The organism is Micromonospora sp. NPDC023814 (genome assembly GCF_040639595.1).
GTDB lineage: Bacteria > Actinomycetota > Actinomycetes > Mycobacteriales > Micromonosporaceae > Micromonospora.
Genome location: NZ_JBFAAF010000013.1, coordinates 64,998 through 86,649, shown reverse-complemented (window position 1 = coordinate 86,649; position 21,652 = coordinate 64,998). Strand labels below are relative to the sequence as shown.

Sequence of the window (21,652 nt, the reverse complement as noted above, 5' to 3'; positions counted from 1 at the left end):
CGCGGGTCAGGCGGCCTCGGGCTCACGCAGGTCGAGCCAGTCGGCCCAGCGGGGGTCGGGCGCCCGGTGGCCGAGGACCCGCCAGGCGGTGCCCTTCGGGGCGGCCGGCAGCGCGTGCAGCCGCCAGCCCAGCTCGGCCGGGGTCTTGTCACCTTTGGTGTGGTTGCACCGGGCACAGGCCGCGACGACGTTCTCCCAGACGTGCCGGCCGCCACGGCTGCGCGGGAAGACGTGGTCGATGGTCTCGGCGGGGCCCCGGCAGTAGGCGCAGCGCCAGCCGTCCCGGGCGAAGATCGCCCGCCGGGAGAGCCCGACGTGGGTGCGGTAGGGCACCCGCACGAAGCGGGTGAGCCGGACGACCGACGGCACCGGCAGCGCGTTGCGGGCGCTGTGCAGGACCCCGTCGCCGTCGGCGACGCAGACCGCCTTGGCGGAGAGCACGAGGATGGCGGCACGACGCACGGACACGACACACAGCGGCTCGTAGGTGGCGTTGAGGACCAGCGCACCGGAGCCCACCGTGGGTCGTATGTCAGGCATCGCGATCACCCTCCCGGTTCAGCGGCCCCGCACTCACCACCGCCGACCGGGAACGGGCACAGCGACCCACCGCGGCCGACGCCGGCCGGATCACCGACGTCCGTGCGCCCATCGTCCCTGATCGGCCCCCGGATTGCACGTACTAATCCGGGGTCCCTCCGGAAGCGTTTCCCCCGTCCGTCACAATGACCGGTTCGCCCTCGTACGGCCGGCGTGACCCGGCACCGCGCGGGGCCCCGGTCACGGCCCGGAGGGTCGGCGGGAGTGCGAGGCCCCGGGTGCGGTACGAAGACAGCGTGACCGCTGCCAGCCTCCTGCCGCTCGCCCTGCCCGCCGTCGAGGCGCCGACGCCGGACCCGTCGCCGACCTGCCTGGACGACGCGCTCTGCCGCAGCGTCTTCGACATCACCAACTCGGTGTGGTTCGCCGAGGGCAGCTACTGGATCCTGCTCAAGCCGCTGCGGATCGTCATGATCCTGCTGCTGGCGGTCGCCGCCCGGTGGCTGGTGCACCGGACGATCAGCCGGCTGGTGCGCACCACCACCGACGCGGGCGTGCCCACCATGCTGCGGCCCCTGCGCGAGCGGATCCCCACCGCTGCCGCGGAGCCGGGCGAGTTCGTCCCGGAGCGGCGCCGCCAGCGGGCCGAGGCGATCGGGTCGGTGCTGCGCAGCCTCAGCACGGCATTCATCTTCGGCATCGCGGTGCTGATGGTGCTCAAGGAGTTCAGCTTCGACCTGGCCCCGCTGCTCGCCAGCGCCGGCATCGCGGGCGTGGCGCTCGGCTTCGGCGCGCAGAGCCTGGTCAAGGACCTGCTCGCCGGCCTGTTCATGCTGATCGAGGACCAGTACGGCGTCGGCGACACGGTGGACCTCGGCGAGGCGACCGGCGTGGTGGAGTCGGTCGGGTTGCGGGTCACCACGGTCCGCGACGGGCGGGGCGTGCTCTGGTACATCCGCAACGGCGAGATCGTCCGGGTGGGCAACAAGAGCCAGGGCTGGGCCCTGGTCGTGGTGGACCTGCCGATCGGCTTCGCCGGCACCGAGCAGGCCACGGCGGTGCTGCGGACCGCGGCCGCCTCGGTGGCGGTGGACCCGGAGCTGGCGCCGGAGATCGTCGAGCCGCCCGAGGTGCTGGGCGTCGAGCAGATGACGGTCGAGGGCGCGGTGATCCGTACGGTGGTCAAGACGACCGCCGACGGGCAGTTCGCGGTCGGCCGGGAGCTGCGGCGCCGGCTGGCCGAGGCGCTGGAGAACTCGGGCATCACCGCGAAGATCGCGGCCGCCCGGCTCTATCCCGGCGTGCCGATCGCCGCCCCCGGCGAGACCGGGCAGGGCGGCGCGACCTGAGCCGGCCGAGAAGGCCATCGGCGGGGGTCGCGGTCCGGGCGGCCCCTCGGGTATCGTCCGTTCGTTCAGTCGGAGATGCGACGATCAATCCGTTCGCCCTAGCCAGTTGTCAGACGATCGGGCAGAATCCGGTGCACGCGCTCCCCCAGAGCGTGATCACGTCCTCGCTGATCCGTGAATCTGACGACGGTTCCCGGGCCCCTCCATCACGAGTGGACCGCCCCGGGAACGATGGAGGCGACGGTGCCCGACCAGCGACCATCCCCGGAAGGGCCGGCAACCTTCCGTGAGGTGTTCGCCGATCGCGAATACCGCGCCGTCTTCGCGGCGAGCGCTCTCTCCTGGATCGGCGACTACATCGCCAAGGCCGCGGTAACCCTGCTGGTCTACGAGGCGACCCGGTCGGTCGCGCTCTCCGCGGCCGCATTCGCGGTGAGCTACCTGCCCTGGCTGGTCGGCGGGCCCCTGCTCGCGACCCTCGCGGAGCGGCACCGCTACCGGCAGGTCATGGTGGTCTGCGACCTCGTCCGGATGGTGCTGATGGTCGGCATCGCCATCCCCGGCATGCCCGTCCCGCTGATCCTGGCCCTGCTCTTCGCCACCACCCTGGCCAACCCACCCAGCCAGGCCGCCAAGTCCGCGCTGATCCCCCTGATCCTCACCGGGGACCGGCTGGTGTTGGGGCTGTCGATCAACAGCAGCGTGGGCCAGGCCGCCCAGGTCGTCGGCTACCTCGCGGGCGCCGCCATCGCCGCCTTCAGCCCCACGGCCGCGCTCCTGGTGAACGCGGCGACGTTCGCCCTGTCGGCCGCGCTGGTCCGCTTCGGGGTTGCGGACCGCCCACCGGCGATGACCGCCGCGCACCGCAGCCACCTGTTGCGGGAGACCGCCGAGGGCTTCCAGATCGTGTTCGGCACCCCGGTGCTGCGGGCCATCGCCGTCCTGGTCTTCGCCGCCATGCTCTTCTCCGTGGTGCCGGAGGGCCTGGCCGCCGCCTGGGCCAGCGAGCACGCCGGTCCTCTGGACGCCGGCGCCGCCCAGGCGATCATCATGGCGGCCAGCCCCGTCGGTTTCATCGTCGGCGGCCTGGTGATGAGCCGGGCGTTCGGGCCGGACCGGCGGCTGACCATGATGCGGCCGTTGGCGGTGCTCTCCCCGCTGGCCCTGGTGCCGGCCCTGCTCGACCCGCCACCGCTGGTGGTGGCGCTGCTCGCCGCGGCCTCCGGGTTCGCGGTGGCCGGCATGCTCCCGGTGGCCAACGGCCTCTTCGTCCGGGCCCTGCCCACCGGCTTCCGGGCGCGCGCCTTCGGGGTGATGGCCACCGGCCTCCAGGTGATCCAGGGCCTGGCCGTCCTGATCACCGGGCTGCTGTCCGAGCGCTACCCGATCCCGATCGTGGTCGGGGTGTGGAGCGCGGTCGGCGTCCTGCTGATGGCGCTCACCGCCCTGCGCTGGCCGAGCCAGCCGACCATCGCCTCGGCCGTCGCGGCGGCCGAGGCGGCGGGCAGGGCGACAGCGGGCACGGCGGTCCCGCTGGCCGGCAGTGCCGGTACGGAGACGGGCCCGTCGGGGGACGGCCGGCGCGGTCCGTCGGAGCAGCTCGACGGCGACCCGGTGGGCGGCCGGCCGGGCGAGCCGGGCTACCAGCGCCACGCGGTGAGCTGACGCACAGCCGCCACCCCCCGCCACCCCGGATGGCACCTGGCAGGATGGAACGGTGAATGCCGCAGGTGAGTCCGACCGTCCCGGCGCGTCGATGACCCTCTTCGAGGCGGTGGGCGGCGAGCCCACCTTCCGCAAGCTGGTGGACGAGTTCTACGCCGGGGTCGCCACCGACCCGCTGCTGCGCCCCATGTATCCCGAGGAGGACCTCGGCCCCGCCGCGGACCGACTGGCCCTGTTCCTCATGCAGTACTGGGGCGGCCCGCACACGTACTCCGCCCAGCGCGGGCACCCCCGGCTGCGGATGCGCCACGCGCCGTTCCGGATCGGCGCCGCCGAGCGGGACGCGTGGCTGCTGCACATGCGCCGCGCCGTCGACCGGCTCGACCTGCCGCCGGAGATCGCCACCGCGCTCTGGGACTACATGGAGCGGGCCGCGTACTTCATGGTCAACATGATGGAGGACCCGGCCGGGCCCGCCTGACCGCGCGCCAGGTGGGCGCGGGGGTCGGCTCGGGGCGAGCCGCGTCAGCCGGGACGGCGTCGGCTCGGCGCACGGCCGCCTCGGCTGGGAGCAGGGCGACCTCGGCTCAGAGCAGGGCGCCCTCGTCGTGCAGCCAGTCGACGAAGCTGGTGGCGACCGCCGCGCCACAGTCGAGCATCTCGACCAGGAGCGCGTCGTGCGCCCCGGCGCCGAACGGCACCTGCAGCTCCGCGTAGATCGGCAGCTGCCCGCGCTCCGTCGGGTCGCCGATGTAGGCCTTGCAGAAGCGGCGGGTGTGGTTCCACTCGTTGACCACCCGGTAGGCCCGGTCGGCCCAGTCGGGCGGCACCGTCGCGTGTGGACGGGCCCGCATCACCAGGATCTCGTCCTCGGGGCCCTCCAGGGTGACCAGCACCGCGTGCCGCTCCCACATGGCCAGCAGGTTCCCGTCGCCGTCGGCCAGGTAGCGCACGTCGAGCAGGTCGAGCGCGTCGCAGACACGGCGCAGGGTGACCGGCTCGACGGTGGCCGGCATGTCCGCCATCACGGGCCGCTCGGCCGCCGGGCAGTCGTCTCCCGGCTGACGGGGGGCCGGTGGTCCGACCCGGACGGTGCCCTCCACTGTGATCCCGCTCCGACTGTCCGGATCGCCGCCGCCGTTGGCGGGACCGGGGCGCCATGACCACCACGGCATCGTTCGCGCACCTCACTCCCCAGCGGATCCAGCCGCCTACGGTGCGTTGGATCCGAGGATGGACGGTACCCGGACAGCCGGGTTGAAGCACCCCCCCAACGGCAGCCCCAGGACAGAAGAATGACCACGGGTCATCCGAACGGATGACCTCAGAGGGGCCGCACGGCAAGATCCGTAGCCTTCTGCGACCAGATCGCTCCGTAAGGTCCCACGAGTCCGACCCAACGGCCGACCGTGCGCACCTGGACGTCGCCCGCGCCGGCAGCGCCGGCAGCCTCCCCGGCGGTGCCCAGGAAGCCCATCCGGACCAACCCCTGGACCATCCGCTGGGTCACCTCGACCGGCTCGCCGGGCGGGTCGTCGGGGGTGACCACCACCGGCACGTGATCGAGCAGCGCGTCGCGCAACGCCCGCTGGCCGACCGCCCGGCCGGCCACGCCGTGCGCGGCGGCGTCGCGCAGGGTGCCCGCCGCCGCCGCGGCGATCCGCCGCAGCTCCCCCGCCGGCAGTGTCTCCACCCGTCGGCTGGTCGGGGGCGGCAGCGGCCAGCGCCACCGCTCGTCCCGGCGCCGGGGCAGCGCCCCGCCGCCGGCCGCCAGCTCGGCGAGCAGCTCGCCGGCCCCGACGGTGACGTCGCCGGGGCCGTCGCCGGCCACGGTGCGGACGACCAGCACCCCCCACGGCAGGTGCCCCCAGAGGGCCGTACGCCCCGCCACGCCGGTCGGCCGCAGCCGCACCGGCGCGTCCCGGTCAAGCCGCACCAGGCGGGCGAGGAAGGCCCCCGCGTCGGCCGCGTCCACGATCCCGTGCCCGCCGCCGGCCGCGCCCGCCGGCGTGGGGGCCGGTCCCCCGGCGCCCGTCACGCCGGCCCGAGCCGCGGCGCGTACGAGAGCAGGAACTCGCGCTCCTCCGGGCTGACCCGCCGGGGCGTCTGCCGGGTCAGGTCGAACGGCACCAGCACGGAGCGGGCTCGGCTGGCCAGCACGTCGCCGTCGTACAGCTCGTAGGCGACCGTGAAGGACGCGGCCCGGATCTCCTCCACCCACAGCTCGATGCGCACGGTCGGAGCCGCCTCGGCGGTGGCCCGGCCGAGGGCGTAGTCGACCGGGCGCAGGTAGTCGACCTCGTGCCGACGGATCACGACCCCGTCGGCGAGCGAGCCCACGCCCCACGCCCGGCCGCCGGCGAACATCAACGCCACCCGCGCCTCCTCGTAGAGGGTGAGGAAGCGCGAGTTGTTGACGTGGCCGTACGCGTCCAGGTCCGACCACCGCAGGGTGCAGTGGTAGACAAAGCGGTCCGCCACGTCAGTCGCGGGTGAGCTTGCGGTAGGTGACCCGGTGCGGGCGGGCCGCCTCGGCGCCGAGCCGGTCGATCTTGTTCTTCTCGTACGCCTCGAAGTTGCCCTCGAACCAGAACCACTTGGCCGGGTTCTCGTCGTCGCCCTCCCAGGCCAGGATGTGCGTGGCGACCCGGTCGAGGAACATCCGGTCGTGGGAGATGACCACGGCGCAGCCGGGGAACTCCAGCAGCGCGTTCTCCAGGCTGCCGAGCGTCTCGACGTCGAGGTCGTTGGTCGGCTCGTCGAGCAGGATCACGTTGCCGCCGATCTTCAGCGTCAGCGCCAGGTTGAGCCGGTTGCGCTCGCCGCCGGAGAGCACCTTGGTCGGCTTCTGCTGGTCCGGCCCCTTGAAGCCGAACGCGGCGATGTACGCCCGCGACGGCATCTCGACCTTGCCCACCAGGAGGTGGTCCAGCCCGTCGGAGACGGTCTCCCAGACCGTCTTGTCGCCGGCCAGGCCCGCCCGGCTCTGGTCGACGTACGACAGCGAGACGGTCTCGCCCACCCGGACCGAGCCGCCGGTCGGCTGCTCCAGCCCGACGATGGTCTTGAACAGGGTGGTCTTGCCGACGCCGTTCGGGCCGATGATGCCGACGATGCCGTTGCGCGGCAGCGAGAACGACAGGTTGTCGATCAGCACCCGGTCGCCGAAGGCCTTGGTCAGGTTGTGCGCCTCGATGACCGTGTTGCCCAGACGCGGGCCCGGCGGGATCTGGATCTCCTCGAAGTCCAGCTTGCGGGTGTTCTCCGCCGCGGTCGCCATCTCCTCGTACCGCTCGAGGCGGGCCTTGGACTTGGTCTGGCGGGCCTTGGCGTTGGAGCGGACCCACTCCAGCTCATCGTCGAGCCGCTTCTTCATCTTGGCGTCGCGGCGCCCCTCGACGGCCATCCGGGCGGCCTTCTTCTCCAGGTAGGTGGAGTAGTTGCCCTCGTAGCCGATGGCCCGGCCGCGGTCCAGCTCGAGGATCCAGCCGGCCACGTTGTCGAGGAAGTACCGGTCGTGGGTGATCGCCATGACGGTGCCCGCGTACTTGGCCAGGTGCTGCTCCAGCCACTGCACGCTCTCCGCGTCGAGGTGGTTGGTGGGCTCGTCGAGCAGCAGCAGGTCGGGCGCCTCCAGCAGCAGCTTGCAGAGCGCGACCCGCCGGCGCTCGCCACCGGAGAGCTTGGTGACGTCGGCGTCCGGCGGCGGGCAGCGCAGCGCGTCCATGGCCAGCTCGAGCTTGGAGTCGATGTCCCAGGCGTCGGCGTTGTCCAGCTCCTCCTGGAGCTTGCCCATCTCCTCCATCAGCTCGTCGGAGTAGTCGGTCGCCATCTGCTCGGCGATGGCGTTGAACCGCTCCAGCTTGGCCTTGGTCTCCGCGACCGCCTCCTCGACGTTGCCGAGGACGGTCTTGGTGTCGTTCAGCGGCGGCTCCTGGGCCAGCATGCCGACGGTGTAGCCGGGCATGAGCCGGGCCTCGCCGTTGCTCGGCTGGTCCCACCCCGCCATGATCTTGAGAAGGCTGGACTTGCCGGCGCCGTTCGGGCCGACCACACCGATCTTGGCCCCCGGGAGGAAGCTCAGCGTCACGTTGTCGAGCACGACCTTGTCGCCGTGCGCCTTGCGCGCCTTTTCCAGGACGTAGATGTACTGGGCCACGGTGCGGGCTACCTCCGTAGGTTGCGACTGGGGGCCGGCGGGCGCGGGCCCGGGCTGCGACTTCCGCCCGCCGCCGCCGGCCGCTGGCCGGCCGCACGCACGCCATCGTCAATCCTGACAGGTACGCGGCGCCGCGCCCACATCACCCCGCCCCCGACGCTCCGGACGCGCCGCGCCACCCCTGCTTCTGAACAGGGGTATCGACAAGATCACGCAAGGGGTTGGACCATCGTGGGAAGGGTAGGTGACTCCGGCACGGGGCCCCAGACGCCGCAGCTACGCTCAGTACGCTCATTCGCGGTTGACCCGTCAGCACCCGGAGGTGGCCGAACGTGACCGTCCGCAGCTCCTTTGTCGTAGTGGCGAACCGGCTACCGGTCGACGAGGTGAGCACACCCGAGGGACGGCAGTGGCGCCGCAGCCCCGGGGGGTTGGTGACCGCGCTGCACCCCGTCCTCGCCGAGCACCAGGGCACCTGGGTCGGCTGGGCCGGCGGCACCGGCGCCGCCCCCGAGCCCTTCGACCTGGAGGGCATCCGGCTGCATCCGGTGCCGCTGAGCGCGGAGGAGTTGGAGCGCTACTACGAGGGCCAGTCCAACGCGACGATCTGGCCGCTCTACCACGACGCGGTGGAGACGCCGGCCTACAAGCGCCGCTGGCGCGAGGCGTACCGCCTGGTCAACGCCCGCTTCGCGGAGGCCGCGGCGGAGGTCGCGGCCGAGGGGGCGACGGTCTGGGTCCAGGACTACCAGCTCCAGCTCGTCCCGGCGATGCTCCGCGAGCTGCGGCCCGACCTGCGGATCGGCTTCTTCCTGCACATCCCGTTCCCGCCGATCGAGCTGTTCATGCAGATGCCGTTCCGCACCGAGATCCTGCGCGGCCTGCTCGGCGCGGACCTGGTCGGGTTCCAACAGCGGCTCGCCGCGCAGAACTTCGTCCGGCTGGCCCGGCACCTGCTCGGGCTGCGCTACGAGGGCCAGATGATCCAGGTCGACGGCCGCCAGGTGAAGGCCGGCGCGTTCCCCATCTCGATCGACACCAAGGAGATGGAGCGGCTGGCCGCCGACCCGGCGATCCAGGCCCGCGCGAAGGAGATCCGCGAGGAGCTGGGCAACCCGAAGACGATCATCCTGGGCGTCGACCGGCTCGACTACACCAAGGGCATCGAGTTGCGGCTCAAGGCCTTCCGCGAGTTGCTCGCTGACGGAAAGTTGACAGTCCCGGACGCGGTTATGGTGCAGGTGGCCACGCCCAGCCGCGAGCGGGTCGAGCACTACCAGGCGCTTCGCGTCAAGGTGGAGCGGGAAGTTGGTCGGATTAATGGCGAATTCGGCAGGGTCGGCGTGCCGGCGGTGCATTATCTGCATCAGTCGTACAGTCGCACTGAACTGGCCGCGATGTACGCCGCTGCCGACGTGATGATGGTGACCCCGCTCCGGGACGGAATGAATCTGGTGGCCAAGGAGTACGTCGCATCACGCGCCGACCAGGGCGGTGCGCTCGTGCTCAGTGAGTTCGCCGGCGCGGCCACCGAGCTGCGTCAGGCGTTCCTGTGCAACCCGCACGACCCCGACGCGGTCAAGGACGCCCTGCTGCGGGCCGTGCATGTCGAGAAGCCGGAGGCCCGCCGCAGAATGCGGACTATGCAACGCCATCTACGCACCCACGACGTGGGGCACTGGGCCAAGTCCTTCCTCACCGAACTCGGTGTGCCCCAGGCGGAGGAAGCGTGAACGCCGCCAGCGACATCGTCACGCCCGCGGCGGGCACGATGGACCCGGAGCTGCGCGCCGCCATCGGCCGGATCGCCCGGGTGCCACAGCTCCTGATCGCCTGCGACTACGACGGCACCCTGGCGCCGATCGTGGAGGACCCGAGCAAGGCCGTCCCGCTGCCGGAGTCGGTGGCCGCCGTCCGGGCGCTGGCCGCCCTGCCCCAGACCACCGTGGCGGTGGTCTCCGGGCGGGCCCTGCGCGACCTGGCCGCGCTCTCCCGGCTGCCCAGCGAGGTGCACCTGGTCGGCAGCCACGGCTCCGAGTTCGACATCGGCTTCGTCGAGCGGCTCTCCCCCGAGCTGATCGCCGTGCGCACCCGGCTGCGCGACGCGCTGCGCGAGATCGCCACGGCGCACCCGGGCATCCGGCTGGAGCGCAAGCCGGCGAGCGTCGCGGTGCACACCCGCGGGGTCGACCCGCAGGTCGCCGCCGCCGCCATCGAGGCGGTCCGCACCGGCCCCGCCACCTGGGCGGACGTCACCGTCACCCAGGGCAAGGAGGTCATCGAGCTGTCGGTGGTCGCCACCCACAAGGGCACGGCCGTCGACCAGCTGCGCACCCAGCTCTCCGCCAGCGCGGTGCTCTTCATCGGCGACGACGTCACCGACGAGAACGCCTTCGGCAACCTGCACGGGCCGGACGTCGGCATCAAGATCGGCCCTGGCGACACCCAGGCCGGCTACCGGGTGGCCGACCCGATCGAGGCCGCCCGGGCTCTCGGCCTGCTGCTGGAGACCCGCCGGCACTGGCTGTTCGGCGAGCGGGCGGTGCCGATCGAGCGGCACTCGATGCTGGCCAACGGCCGCACCGTGGCGCTGCTCACCCCCGAGGCCAAGATCACCTGGCTCTGCCACCCCAAGCCGGACTCGGCGGCGATCTTCGCCGACCTGGTCGGCGGCAGCCCGGCCGGGCACTTCAGCGTCGCCCCGGAGCGCGGGGGCATCCCGCTCGGCCAGCGCTACCGCTCGGGCACGATGACCGTCGAGACCCGGTGGTCGGGCCTGACCGTCACCGACTGGCTGGACAAGCCGGCCACCGAGACCACGCCCGACGGCCCGGCCGTCATCACCGGCGACTCGACCCTCGTCCGGGTGCTCACCGGCTCCGGCCGGGTCCGGCTGGAGTTCGCGCCCCGGCCCGAGTTCGGCCAGGTCGCGGTGCAGTTGCAGCCGCTCGGCGACGGCCTGCTGGTGCTCGGCTCCAACGAGCCGGTCGCGCTCTACTCCCCCGGGGTCGAGTGGCAGGTCAGCGGCGACGGCGGCAACTACGAGACGGCCAAGGCGGTCGTCGACCTGTCCGCCGCCGGCGGGCAGGTCGTGCTGGAGCTGCGCTTCGCCACGCACAGCCTGGAACACCACCGGCTGCCGGTCCACGAGCGGCAGGCCCTCGCCGAACAGCCGTGGAAGGACTGGGTCGCCTCGCTCCGGCTGCCCACCACGGCGCGGGACATGGTGGCCCGCAGCGCGCTGACCCTGCGGGGGCTCTGCCACGAGGCCACCGGCTCGATCCTCGCCGCCGCGACCACCTCGCTGCCCGAGGAGCTGGGCGGCGTCCGCAACTGGGACTACCGCTACTGCTGGCTGCGGGACGCGGCGATGACCGCGCGGGCGCTGGTCGACCTGGGCTCGGTCGAGGAGGCCGAGGCGCTGCTGCGCTGGGTCGACGGGTGCATCGAGCGCACCGGCGGGCACCCGGAGCGGCTGCACCCGCTCTACACGGTGGACGGCTACGAACTGGGCGCCGAGGCGGTCATCGACACGTTGCCCGGCTACGCCGGCTCCCGGCCGGTCCGCGTCGGCAACCTCGCCAACCACCAGCTCCAGCTCGACGTCTTCGGCCCGGTCGCGGACCTGATCGCCGCCGTCGCCGACGCCCGGGGCTCGGTCCGCGAGGACGAGTGGCGGGTGCTGGAGAACATGGTCGAGGCGGTCCGCCGCCGCTGGCACGAGCCCGACCACGGCATCTGGGAGGCCCGCCTCCCCCCGCGGCACCACATCTTCTCCAAGGTCATGTGCTGGATGACCGTCGACCGGGCGTTGCACGTCGTACGCCAGCACGGCGGCGAGGACCGGCCGGAGTGGGTGGAGCTGCGCGACCGGATCGGCGCCAACGTGCTGGAGTACGGCTGGCACGAGACCGTCGAGGCGTACAGCGTGGCGTACGGGGACGAGGACATGGACGCCTCGTCGCTGTGGATCGGGCTGTCCGGCCTGCTCCCCGGCGACGACCCGCGCTTCCTCTCCACGGTGCTGCGGATCGAGGCGGACCTGCGTAGCGGCCCGGTCGTCTACCGCTACCACTGGGACGACGGCCTGCCGGGGCGCGAGGGCGGCTTCCACATCTGCACCGCGTGGCTGATCGAGGCGTACCTGCGCACCGGGCGGCGTACCGACGCCGAGGAGCTGTTCGCGCAGATGGTGGACACCGCCGGCCCGACCGGCCTGCTCCCCGAGCAGTACGACCCGCTGGCCGAGCGCGGGCTGGGCAACCACCCGCAGGCGTACAGCCACCTCGGCCTGATCCGCTGCGCCCTGCTGCTGGACAACATGCTCAAGCAGTGACCTGACCAGCAAAAACGGCGGCCGGAGACTACGTCTCCGGCCGCCGTCGTTCATCCCACGAGATCAGACCCGACCCGAACCGACCCGAGCCGCCCACGGACGATGCCCACCGGGGATGTCCGGGGAGCCCGCTCGCGGAGGGATCAAGCCTGACCGCCCGGAGCGGGCGGGCTCCCCGGACATCCCTCAAGCTCAGCCCCGGCGAGGGCCGAAACCACATCCCCCAGCACCACCACGGCCGGCGGCCGGAGGTCGGCGGCGACCACGTCGGCGGCCACCGCGCCGAGCGTGGAGCGGAGCACCCGCTGCGAGCCGGTCGTCGCCTCCTGCACCACCGCGGCCGGCGTCTCGGCCGGGCGGCCGTGCGCGACCAGCGTCGCGGTGATCGCGGCGAGGTTCTTCAGCCCCATCAGGACGACCAGCGTGCCGCGCAGCCCGGCCAGCGCGTCCCAGCGGACCAGGGACGCCGGCGAGTCGGGTGCGACGTGCCCGGAGACCACCGTGAACTCGTGGGCCACCGCCCGGTGGGTCACCGGGATGCCGGCCGCGGCCGGTGCCGCGATGGAGCTGGTCACGCCGGGCACCACGGTCACCGGCACGCCTGCCGCCGCGCAGGCCAGCAGCTCCTCGCCGCCCCGGCCGAAGACGTACGGGTCGCCGCCCTTGAGCCGCACCACGAACTTCCCGGCCAGCGCCCGGTCCACCAGGATCCGGTTGATCTCCTCCTGGGCCCGGGACGGCCCGTACGGGATCTTCGAGGCGTCCACGAGTTCCACGTCGGCGCGCAGCTCGTCGAGGAGCAACCCCGGCACCAGCCGGTCGGCGACCACCACGTCCGCCTCGGTGAGCAGCCGCCAACCCTTCACGGTGATCAGCTCCGGGTCGCCGGGCCCGGCACCGACGAGCGCCACCCGCCCGGCTCGGGTGTAAGGAAGGGTCCCTTCCTCTACCGCAGGCGTTAGTAGGGGGCCCTTCCTTACATCCAGCAGGTCGCGGACCGCGTCGCGGACGGCCATCGCCCGGCGCGGGTCGCCGCCGCCGAGCACCGCCACGGTCACCGGCCCGTGCCGGGTCACCGCCGGGGTCCAGGCGGTGGCGGCGGCCCGGTCGTCGGCGCGTACGCAGAAGATGCGGCGCTCGGCGGCGGCGGCGCTGACCGACGCGGCGGCGAGCGGGTCGTCGACCGCGACCTGGACCAGCCACGCGCCGTCCAGGTCGTCGGGGGCGAACCGGCGCGGCGCCCAGTGCAGCCGTCCGGCGTCGACGTGCGACCGCAGCGCCGGGGTCAGCTCCGGCGCGACGAGGAAGACGTCCGCGCCGGCGTCGAGCAGGGCGGGCACGCGGCGGGTGGCCACCGTTCCCCCACCCACCACGACCACCCGCCGGCCGGCGAGCCGCAGGCCCAGGGGGTACGGGTTGTCGCTCACGCCGCCTCCTCGCTCCGGAGCCCGGTGGTTCGGCCGCTCACTTCTCGGACACCCCCGCCGAGTCGAAGGTGGCGACCTCGTGCAGCACCCGGACCGCGCCGGTGACCACCGGCAGCGCGAGCAGCGCGCCGGTGCCCTCGCCGAGGCGCAGCCCCAGGTCGATCAGCGGCTCCAGCCCCAGCCGGCGCAGCGCGACGGTGGCGCCCGGCTCGGCGGAGCGGTGCCCGGCCACCATGGCGGCCACGGCGTGCGGGGCGAGGGCCGCCGCGGCGAGGGCCGCGGAGACCGCGATGACCCCGTCCAGCAGGACCGGGGTCCGTCGGGCGGCGGCGCCCAGGATCAGTCCGGCCAGGGCGGCGTGCTCCAGGCCGCCGACGGCGGCCAGCACGCCCAGCGGGTCGGCCGGGTCGGGGGCGTGCCGGCGCAGCGCGGCGCGCACCACGTCCACCTTGCGGGCGTACGTGGGGTCGTCGACCCCGGTGCCCCGGCCGGTCGTCTCCGCCGGGTCGATGCCGGTGAACGCGGCGATCAGGGCGGCGGCCGGCGTCGTGTTGCCGATGCCCATGTCCCCGGTGAGCAGGATGCCCGCGCCCGCGTCGACCAGCTCGCCGGCCACCCGGATGCCGGTCTCCACCGCCGCCCGGGCCTCGTCCCCGGTGAGCGCGGCCGTGACCGCCAGGTCCCGGGTGCCGGGTCGGACGTTCGCCGCGACCAGCCGGGGCACGTCCCGGGCCGGCGCGGCTCCGGTGGCGCCCGCCCCGGCGGGGTCCGCCGCCGGGGCGTCGGGGACCGGCAGCGGGGTGGCCACGCCGACGTCGACCACGGTGACGGAGGCGCCGGCCTGCCGGGCGAACGCGTTGACCACCGCCCCGCCGGCCAGGAAGTTCCCGATCATCTGCGCGGTCACCTCCTGCGGCCAGGGGGTCACCCCCTGGGCGTGCACGCCGTGGTCGCCGGCGAAGATCGCGACCGCGGCCGGCTCCGGCAGCGGCGGCGGGCAGTGCCCGGCCAGGCCGGCGAGGCGTACGGAGAGCTCCTCCAGGGCGCCGAGCGAGCCGGCCGGCTTGGTCAGGCGCCCCTGCAACTCCCGGGCGGCGGCCATCGCCGGCTCGTCCGGCGGCCGGATCGCCGCGATCGTGGTCTCCAGCATCATGCCTCCAGGATCTCCGCCAGTACCTCGGTGAACGCGTCGGTGGTGGCCGGGTCGCGCACGGCGATCCGCAGCCAGTCCGGCCCGAGACCGGGGAACGTGTCGCCCCGGCGCACCGCCCAGCCGCGCTGCCGCAGGGCGGCCCGCACCTCGGCGGCCCCGGGCAGGTGCACGAGCACGAACGCGCTGGTGGGTCGGCCGGCGACGCGTACGCCGGGCAGGGCCGACAGGCGGGCGACCAGGTGCGCGCGGTCGGCGGCGAGCCGGGCGGCGATGGCGCGCTCGGCCTCGACCGCGACGGGCGTGGCACAGGCCGACGCGGCGGCCAGGGCCGGGGTGGAGACGGCCCACAGCGGCTGGGCGGCGGCCAGCCGCTCCAGCAGCGCGGCCTCGCCGAGCAGGTAGCCGATCCGCAGGCCGGCCAGTCCCCAGGTCTTGGTGAGGCTGCGGACCACCACCAGGCCGGGCAGGTCCCGTCGGGCGGCCAGGGACTCCGGTTCGCCGGCCACCCCCGCCGCGACCGTGGTGTCGGCGAACGCCTCGTCGACCACCAGCACCCGGCCGGGCCGGGCCAGCGCGGCCAGGTCGGCGGCGGGGTGCAGCACGGAGGTGGGGTTGGTCGGGTTGCCGATCATGACGAGGTCGGCGTCGGCGGGCACCCGGGCCGGGTCGAGCCGGAAGTCGTCGCCCGCGTCGAGCAGCACCCGCTCCACCTGGTGCCCGGCCGCGCGCAGCGCCGCCTCCGGCTCGGTGAACTGGGGGTGCACCACCACCGGCCGGCGTACGCCCCGCAGCGCCCGGGCCAGCAGCACGAAGCCCTCGGCCGCGCCCGCGGTCAGCAGCACCTCGGCCGGCGGGCGCCCGTGCCGGGCGGCGACGGCGGCCCGCGCCGGCCCCGGGTCGGGGTACGCGGCGAGGTCGCCGAGGGCGGCGGTGATCGGGTCGGCCAGCCAGTCCGGCATGGCGTCCCGCCGCACGTTGACGGCGAGGTCGACCAGCCCGTCGCCCACCTCGGCGTCCCCGTGGTGGGTGAGGTCGGGCTCGTTTCCCGCGGGGTCGGGTGTGGGCCCCGCGGGATCGGGCGCGGGCCCCGCGGGATCGGATCCGGGCCCGGCGGGATCGGGTCCGGGTCCGGCGGGATCGGGTCCGGGCCCGGCGGGATCGGGTCCGGGTCCGGCGGGATCGGGTCCGGGTCCGGCGGGATCGGGTCCGGGTCCGGCGGGATCGGGTCCGGGTCCGGCGGCGGGGAGGGTCTCGGTCGGCTGACCACGCATGTCCGCGATCCTGCCGGGAAGGCGGCGCACGGGACAGCGGATCCCGGCGTGGGACGCGTCACCACACGGGCGTTTATGAATATTTCTCAGGTACGAATCGGAATTGTCATAACTTGGCCCTGTGAGCAACCGACCCCTTGCTGCCGCTGGTCGTCTCGTTCCCCTTCTCCGCGCCGGGCTGATCGCCGGCATCGTGGTCGCCGCCGTGGCGTACCCGGTGGCCGCCGCCACCGGCCTCGGCGCAAAGGTCACGGCGCACGCCATGGAGCACAAGACCAAGATCCTCACCACCGCGCTGCCGGCCGAGACGTCGTACCTCTACGCGCCCGACGGCAAGACGGTGCTGACGATGTTCTACGAGGAGTACCGGCAGTACACGAAACTGGCGGACATCTCGCCGAACATGCAGCAGGCGATCGTCGCCGCCGAGGACAACCGCTTCTACCAGCACCGGGGCGTCGACCCGAAGGGCGTCGCCCGCGCCTTCGTGGCCAACGCCCGTTCCAGCGGCGTCTCCCAGGGCGCCTCCACCCTCACCATGCAGTACGTCCGGATGGCGCTGCGCGACAGCGCGAAGACGCCGAAGGAGGTGCAGGAGGCCACCCAGCAGACCAGCCTGCGCAAGGTCCGGGAGATGCGGATGGCGCTGGACCTGGAGAAGGAGCTGAGCAAGGAGCAGATCCTCGAGCGCTACCTCAACTCCGCCTACTTCGGGCACCGGGCGTACGGCATCTACGCGGCCAGCGAGATCTTCTTCTCCAAACCCCCGAAGGACCTCACGCCGGTCGAGGCGGCCACCCTCGCCGGGCTGGTGAAGTCCCCGTCCGAGTACGACCCGGCCAGCTCGGACCAGAAGGACGCCACCGGCCGGCGCAACTACGTGCTGGACCGGATGAGCCAGCTCGGCTACCTCTCGCCCGACGACGTGGCGCAGGCCAAGACCGAGCCGATCCGGCTGAAGCTGACCTACCCGCCGAACGACTGCGCGTCGGTGCCGGAGAAGTGGAACAGCTGGGGCTTCGCCTGCGACTACCTGAAGAACTGGTGGAGCGCGCAGCCCGCGTTCGGGGAGAACCGGCTGGAACGGATGGACAAGCTGCGCCGGGGCGGCTACCGGATCGTGCTCAGCCTGGATCCGAAGATCCAGGCAGCCGCCGAGCAGAACGTCGGCAGCAAGGAGAACACCGGCAGCCCGTTCGCCAACGGCATCGTGGTCTCCGAGCCCGGCACCGGACGGGTGAAGGCGATGGCGGTGAACCGGACGTACTCGCTGAAGCTGGACGAGAACCCGCCCAGCTCCAACCCCGAGGCCGGGCCGAACGTCAAGGCGAACTACCCCAACACGGTGGCGCCCCTGCTCGGCGGCGGCGACCTGCCGGGCTACCAGGCCGGTTCGACGTTCAAGATGTTCCCCATGCTGGCCGCGCTGAACGCGGGCATGCCGCTGTCCACCTCGTTCAACGCCCCGTACCGGTACCGCTCCGAGGTCTACGACGGCTGGGCGCCGTCCAACGCCAGCGGCGCGATGTCCGGTAACCAGACCATGTGGTCCGGCTTCGGCAAGTCGGTGAACACGTACTTCGTGTGGCTGGAGGAGCAGGTCGGCGCCGACAAGGCGGTCCGCCTCGCCGAGCAGCTCGGGCTGCGCTGGCGCACCGACGTCGACCGGGAGCACGCCTCCCCGGCCAAGGCGAAGACGTGGGGCGCGTTCACCCTGGGCGTCTCCGACGCCACTCCGCTGGAGATGGCGAACGCGTACGCCGCCATCGCCGCGGACGGCCGGTACTGCGAGGCGATCCCCGTGCAGGCGATCTACAACCGGGACGGCACGCCGACCACCTGGAAGACCGCCTCCGGGATCGAACGCGAGGTCGCCAAGCCGCGCTGCCGGCAGGTGGTGAACGCCGACGCGGCCCGGGCCGCCACCGACGCCGCCCGCTGCCCGACGGGCGACACCCCCGCCCGCGGGAGCTGCGGCGGCTGGTCGACGGCGGACAGCGTACGGGGCACGGTCGGCCGGCCGGTCGCGGGCAAGACGGGCACCACCGACAGCACCCGGTCGGCCTGGTTCGTCGGCTACACCCCGGAGCTGGCGGCGGCGAGCTTCATCTCCGACCCGGACAACCCGTTCAACGCGGTCGGCGACGGCCAGTCCCAGATCCCGATCGCCGCGGTCGCGGAGACCCTCCGTGATGCGCTCAAGGGACAGCCCACCCGCCAGTTCACCCCGCCCTCGGACCGCATCGTCGGCTGACCACCGGCCCCCGCCCCCACCGTCGGCGGGGGCGGGGGCGGGGGCCGGGCGGGTCGGCGGGGGTCGGGCGGGTCAGCGGAGGTCGGCGGCGACGAAGGACCAGACCTCCAGGTCGACCCGGCCGCCCCGGACGAAGCCGGCGTTGCGCAGCAGGCCCTCGTAGCTGAACCCGGCCTTCTCGGCGACCCGGCGGGAGGCCAGGTTGCCGGGGGCGACGCGCAGCTCGACGCGCTGGAAGCCGTGTTCGAGGATCAGCGCGATGGCGAGCGCGTCGACCGCCTCGGCGGCCAGCCCGAAGCCCCGCGCGTGCGCCGCCATCGCGTAGGAGACCTCGGTGCACCGGGCGCCCCAGTCGGTGCGCCGGGTCCACAGGCAGCCGACCACCCGGTCGTCCTCGCGGCGCACCACCGCGTAGTGGTCGCCGTCGCCGCTGTCGCGCCGCTGCCGGGCCAGGTCGGTGCACCAGGCCAGCCCGTCGATCTGGCCGGACGTGTCGACCAGCGGCAGCCACCGCTGGGTCTGCCGGTCGGCGAAGACCTCGTCGGCCTCCTTCGCGTCGGCGGCGGTCAACGCACGCACCTCCGTGCGGGGCGTGGAGACCGTCAGCGCCGGGAACCGGCGCACCGCCACCTGGCCGATCACGCGGGCACCCCGCCGGGCCGGGCGGTCGCGAACTCGGCCGCCGCCGCCACCGCCGCGTCGACCAGCCGGGCGGCGAGCTGCGGGTACGCCGCCCAGTGCACGGTGAGCTGGGAGGCGTGCACGCCCCGCCAGACGAAGCCCTCCGGGGACCCGCCGTCCCAACTCCAGGCCGCACGCGCCCCGGCGCGCGGGGTGAGCACGGCGCGGTGCTCCTTGTACCCGGCCACCACCGTGCCCGCCGGCGCGACCACGCTGTCGGTCAGCGCGGTCGCCTCCCGGTAGCCGACGACCAGGCCGTCCCGGCTGGTCCCGACCGCGTCGAGCACCCCGCACATGGGCAGCCCGTCCAGCTCCCGGGCCAGCCAGAGCAGGCCGGCGCCCTCGGCGACGACCGGCCGCCCGGTGCGGGCCAGCTCGGCCACCGCAATGCAGAGCCGGCGGTTGGCGGAGAGCTGCTCCGCGTACGACTCGGGGAGCCCGCCGCCGACGACCAGCGCGCCGGTGCCGGCGGGCAGCGCCTCGTCGTGCAGCGGGTCGACCGTCACCACCTCGGCGCCGGCCGCCCGGAGCAGCTCCGTGGTCTCGGCGTGGCCGTAGCTGCCGCCCGCCGCCCCGGCGACCGCGACGACCGGGCGCGGGCCGGCGGCGGGCCGGTCGGCCCCGGGCGACCACGGCGGCGTCGGCAGCGGCGGGGCGGAGCGGGCCAGCCCCAGCAGCCGGTCCAGGTCGACCGTGGCGGCGACCGCCTCGCCGAGCCGGCGTACGGCGCGGGTGGCCTCGCCGATGCGGGCGAGCGCGGGCACCGCCCCGTGCCGGCGCGACGGCAGCACCGCCGGCAGGTCGTGGCGGCGCAGCACCCCGTAGACCGGTACGCCGATGTCGTCGAGCGCCGCGCGCAGCAGCTCCTCGTGCCGCGCCGAGGCCACCCGGTTGAGGACCACCCCGCCGAGCCAGAGCTGCTCGTCGTACGCCCGGAAGCCGTGCACCAGGGCGGCCACCGACTGCCCCATCGCGGCGACGTCGACCACCAGCACGACGGGGCTGCGCAGCGCGGTCGCCACGGCGGCCGTCGACTCGCTCTCCGGACGGCCGGCGAGGCTGTCGTACAACCCCATGCTGCCCTGCACCAGCGCGAGCCCGGCGCCCGACGCCCCGTGGGCGACCAGCGGGGCGATCCGGTCGGCGCCGACCAGCCGGGGATCGAGGGTGCGACCGGGGCGGCCCGCGGCCAGCCCGAGGTACGCGGCGTCGACGTGGTCCGGGCCGATCTTGAACCCGGCGACGTCGACGCCCCGGTCGGCGAGCGCCGCGAGCAGCCCGATCGCCAACGTGTTCTTGCCGTGGCCGGAGGACGGCGCGCTGAGCACCAGGCGCGGCACGACGGTCATCATCGACTCCCTGCGGGGCGGCGGGGGTACCCTGCGGCGGGCCGACCGCGCGGTCCGCCCGCGTGACGATAGCCGACGCGGGCGGCGGGTGGCCGCCGCCGAGCGGGCCTGTCGGGCGCGCGGCGCCGGGGGCGGACCGGGGCCGCCGAGACCGGTGGCCGGCGCGGATCGGGGCCACCGAGGTCAGTGGCCCGGAGCACAGGGGTAGCCTCGTGGTCGTGTACCGGTTCCTGCTGACGCCGCGCTGGCTGGGCATCCTCGCGCTGACCCTGGTCGCCGCGGCGGTGATGGTGCTGCTCGGCAACTGGCAGCTGGACCGCTACCACGGGCGTACGGCGATCAACGAACGGATCGACGCCGGCCTGCGGATGGACCCGCTCCCGCTGCGCGACGTGCTGCCCGCCCCGACCGGCGGCAGCGGCACGGCCGGCCCCGCGCCCGCCGAGGACAGGTCCTGGACCAAGGTCACCGTGACGGGCCGGTACGACTCCGCGAACGTCGTCCTGGTCCGGGGCCGCGCCGTGGAGCGCACGGTCGGCTTCGAGGTGGTCACCCCGCTCGTACTGGCCGACGGCACGGCGGTGCTGGTGGACCGGGGTTGGATCCCGCCGGCCCCGGGCGGTGACGCGACCGTCCAGCCGGACGTGCCGCCCGCCCCCACCGGTGAGGTCACCGTGACGGGCCGGGTGCACCTGAGCGAGAGCGGCTCGGTCGGCGTCACCCGGCGCGACGGCAAGCTGGAGACCCGGCGGATCGGCGTGCCCCGGCTGGCCCAGGAGCTGCCGTACCCGGTGCACGGGGCGTACCTGCTGCTGGACGAGCAGACCCCGGCGGCCGACCCGACCTTCAAGGACGTGCCGGTCGGGCACACCAACAACTGGCAGAACTTCGGCTACGTCGTGCAGTGGTGGATCTTCGCCGCGATGACCCTCTTCGGCTACGGCTGGGTGGCCCGCCGGGAGGCCCGCCGGCTGGCGGGCGTGGGGCAGGAGCGGCCCACCGACCGCGCCGCGGAGCCGGCGTCGCACAGCGTCGCCTGAGCGGTGCGGTCCGCCGCGCCGGTTCCGGTCGTTGGACGGACGATCCGCGATTCCTCGGCCGCGCCGGTCCCGTTGTAGGGTCCGTCAATGATCAATCTGCGTGGGGGTTCGCGGTGACCCCTGATCCCACCATGCCGCTGCCGCCCTCGGAGCCGGCGACTCAGCCGCACCCGACGACCGATCCCTGGGCACCCGCCCCGGTCTCGACCGGCCACCAGGCGCCGCCGGCAGCGCCGCACCACCTCGCACCGCCGCTCCCGGGCCCGGACTCCGCCCCACCGGCCCAGCCCTACTCCGCCCCACCGGCAGCCGCGCAGTACTCCGCCCCACCAGCCCAGCCCTACTCCGCCCCACCGGCAGCCGCGCAGTACTCCGCCCCACCAGCCCAGCCCTACTCCGCCCCACCGGCAGCCGCGCAGTACTCCGCC

At 74.2% G+C, this 21,652-nt stretch carries 16 protein-coding genes and 2 pseudogenes; 8 read left to right on the top strand and 10 right to left on the bottom strand.

The features are described 5' to 3' along the window. Window positions 1-6: 6 nt before the first annotated feature. Window positions 7-540 carry an HNH endonuclease gene (locus AB0G14_RS09950; protein ID WP_357695633.1) on the bottom strand — a complete coding sequence of 178 codons (534 nt, stop codon included), beginning with the start codon at window positions 538-540 and terminating at the stop codon, window positions 7-9. Between the two features lie 296 nt (window positions 541-836). Between AB0G14_RS09950 and AB0G14_RS09945 the strand changes: the two genes are divergently transcribed. From AB0G14_RS09945 to AB0G14_RS09935, 3 genes are all read left to right on the top strand, one after another. Beyond that, on the top strand, window positions 837-1,889 hold the full coding sequence (locus AB0G14_RS09945) for a mechanosensitive ion channel family protein (protein WP_357695631.1): 1,053 nt from the start codon (window positions 837-839) through the stop codon (window positions 1,887-1,889). A gap of 231 nt (window positions 1,890-2,120) precedes the next feature. Further along, complete coding sequence (locus tag AB0G14_RS09940) at window positions 2,121-3,554, top strand: MFS transporter (RefSeq protein WP_357695629.1); 1,434 nt, start codon at window positions 2,121-2,123, stop codon at window positions 3,552-3,554. Between the two features lie 91 nt (window positions 3,555-3,645). Continuing rightward, window positions 3,646-4,035, top strand: a complete 390-nt coding sequence (locus AB0G14_RS09935) for a globin (RefSeq protein WP_357695729.1) — start codon at window positions 3,646-3,648, stop codon at window positions 4,033-4,035. A 106-nt stretch (window positions 4,036-4,141) separates the two neighbouring features. On the opposite strand, the gene AB0G14_RS09930 is transcribed toward AB0G14_RS09935, so the two are convergent. The 4 genes from AB0G14_RS09930 to ettA form a co-directional block, all read right to left on the bottom strand. Next, complete coding sequence (locus AB0G14_RS09930) at window positions 4,142-4,729, bottom strand: YbjN domain-containing protein (protein ID WP_350708519.1); 588 nt, start codon at window positions 4,727-4,729, stop codon at window positions 4,142-4,144. Window positions 4,730-4,878: 149 nt separating this feature from the next. After that, complete coding sequence (locus tag AB0G14_RS09925) at window positions 4,879-5,592, bottom strand: hypothetical protein (protein WP_357695625.1); 714 nt, start codon at window positions 5,590-5,592, stop codon at window positions 4,879-4,881. Beyond that, the gene (locus AB0G14_RS09920; protein ID WP_357695622.1) at window positions 5,589-6,035 is read right to left on the bottom strand and encodes a thioesterase family protein; all 447 of its coding nucleotides are present in this window, start codon (window positions 6,033-6,035) and stop codon (window positions 5,589-5,591) included. Before AB0G14_RS09920 ends, AB0G14_RS09925 begins: the two co-directional genes overlap by 4 nt. 1 nt (window position 6,036) lies before the next feature. Further along, complete coding sequence (gene ettA, locus AB0G14_RS09915) at window positions 6,037-7,713, bottom strand: energy-dependent translational throttle protein EttA (protein WP_357695620.1); 1,677 nt, start codon at window positions 7,711-7,713, stop codon at window positions 6,037-6,039. Window positions 7,714-8,045: 332 nt separating this feature from the next. Between ettA and AB0G14_RS09910 the strand changes: the two genes are divergently transcribed. Next, complete coding sequence (locus AB0G14_RS09910) at window positions 8,046-9,446, top strand: trehalose-6-phosphate synthase (protein ID WP_357695616.1); 1,401 nt, start codon at window positions 8,046-8,048, stop codon at window positions 9,444-9,446. Continuing rightward, window positions 9,443-12,049: a trehalose-phosphatase gene (otsB, locus tag AB0G14_RS09905; protein WP_357695614.1), complete on the top strand. Its 2,607-nt coding sequence runs from the start codon at window positions 9,443-9,445 to the stop codon at window positions 12,047-12,049. The genes AB0G14_RS09910 and otsB overlap by 4 nt, the downstream gene beginning before the upstream one ends. A 143-nt stretch (window positions 12,050-12,192) precedes the next feature. On the opposite strand, the gene cobA is transcribed toward otsB, so the two are convergent. The 3 genes and pseudogenes from cobA to cobC form a co-directional block, all read right to left on the bottom strand. Next, window positions 12,193-13,476: a uroporphyrinogen-III C-methyltransferase gene (gene cobA, locus AB0G14_RS09900; protein ID WP_357695612.1), complete on the bottom strand. Its 1,284-nt coding sequence runs from the start codon at window positions 13,474-13,476 to the stop codon at window positions 12,193-12,195. Between the two features lie 37 nt (window positions 13,477-13,513). After that, the gene (gene cobT / locus AB0G14_RS09895; protein WP_357695727.1) at window positions 13,514-14,626 is read right to left on the bottom strand and encodes a nicotinate-nucleotide--dimethylbenzimidazole phosphoribosyltransferase; all 1,113 of its coding nucleotides are present in this window, start codon (window positions 14,624-14,626) and stop codon (window positions 13,514-13,516) included. Next, window positions 14,626-15,681, bottom strand: a pseudogene (gene cobC / locus AB0G14_RS09890) (Rv2231c family pyridoxal phosphate-dependent protein CobC); the annotation flags it as partial. The pseudogene cobC and the gene cobT, both read right to left, overlap by 1 nt. Before the next feature lie 340 nt (window positions 15,682-16,021). Here cobC and AB0G14_RS09885 point away from each other — a divergent pair. Beyond that, window positions 16,022-18,154 carry a transglycosylase domain-containing protein gene (locus AB0G14_RS09885; RefSeq protein WP_357695610.1) on the top strand — a complete coding sequence of 711 codons (2,133 nt, stop codon included), beginning with the start codon at window positions 16,022-16,024 and terminating at the stop codon, window positions 18,152-18,154. 72 nt (window positions 18,155-18,226) lie between these two features. Here the strand turns inward: AB0G14_RS09885 and AB0G14_RS09880 are convergent, their stop codons facing one another. Beyond that, window positions 18,227-18,796 carry a GNAT family protein gene (locus AB0G14_RS09880; protein WP_357695608.1) on the bottom strand — a complete coding sequence of 190 codons (570 nt, stop codon included), beginning with the start codon at window positions 18,794-18,796 and terminating at the stop codon, window positions 18,227-18,229. Further along, window positions 18,793-20,184 carry a cobyrinate a,c-diamide synthase gene (locus AB0G14_RS09875; RefSeq protein ID WP_357695606.1) on the bottom strand — a complete coding sequence of 464 codons (1,392 nt, stop codon included), beginning with the start codon at window positions 20,182-20,184 and terminating at the stop codon, window positions 18,793-18,795. Before AB0G14_RS09875 ends, AB0G14_RS09880 begins: the two co-directional genes overlap by 4 nt. Before the next feature lie 212 nt (window positions 20,185-20,396). On the opposite strand from AB0G14_RS09875, the gene AB0G14_RS09870 reads away from it, so the two are divergent. Further along, window positions 20,397-21,224, top strand: coding sequence for an SURF1 family protein (locus AB0G14_RS09870; protein WP_357695603.1), 828 nt, complete (start codon window positions 20,397-20,399; stop codon window positions 21,222-21,224). Window positions 21,225-21,337: 113 nt separating this feature from the next. After that, window positions 21,338-21,652 (top strand): annotated as a pseudogene (locus AB0G14_RS09865) (hypothetical protein); the annotation flags it as partial.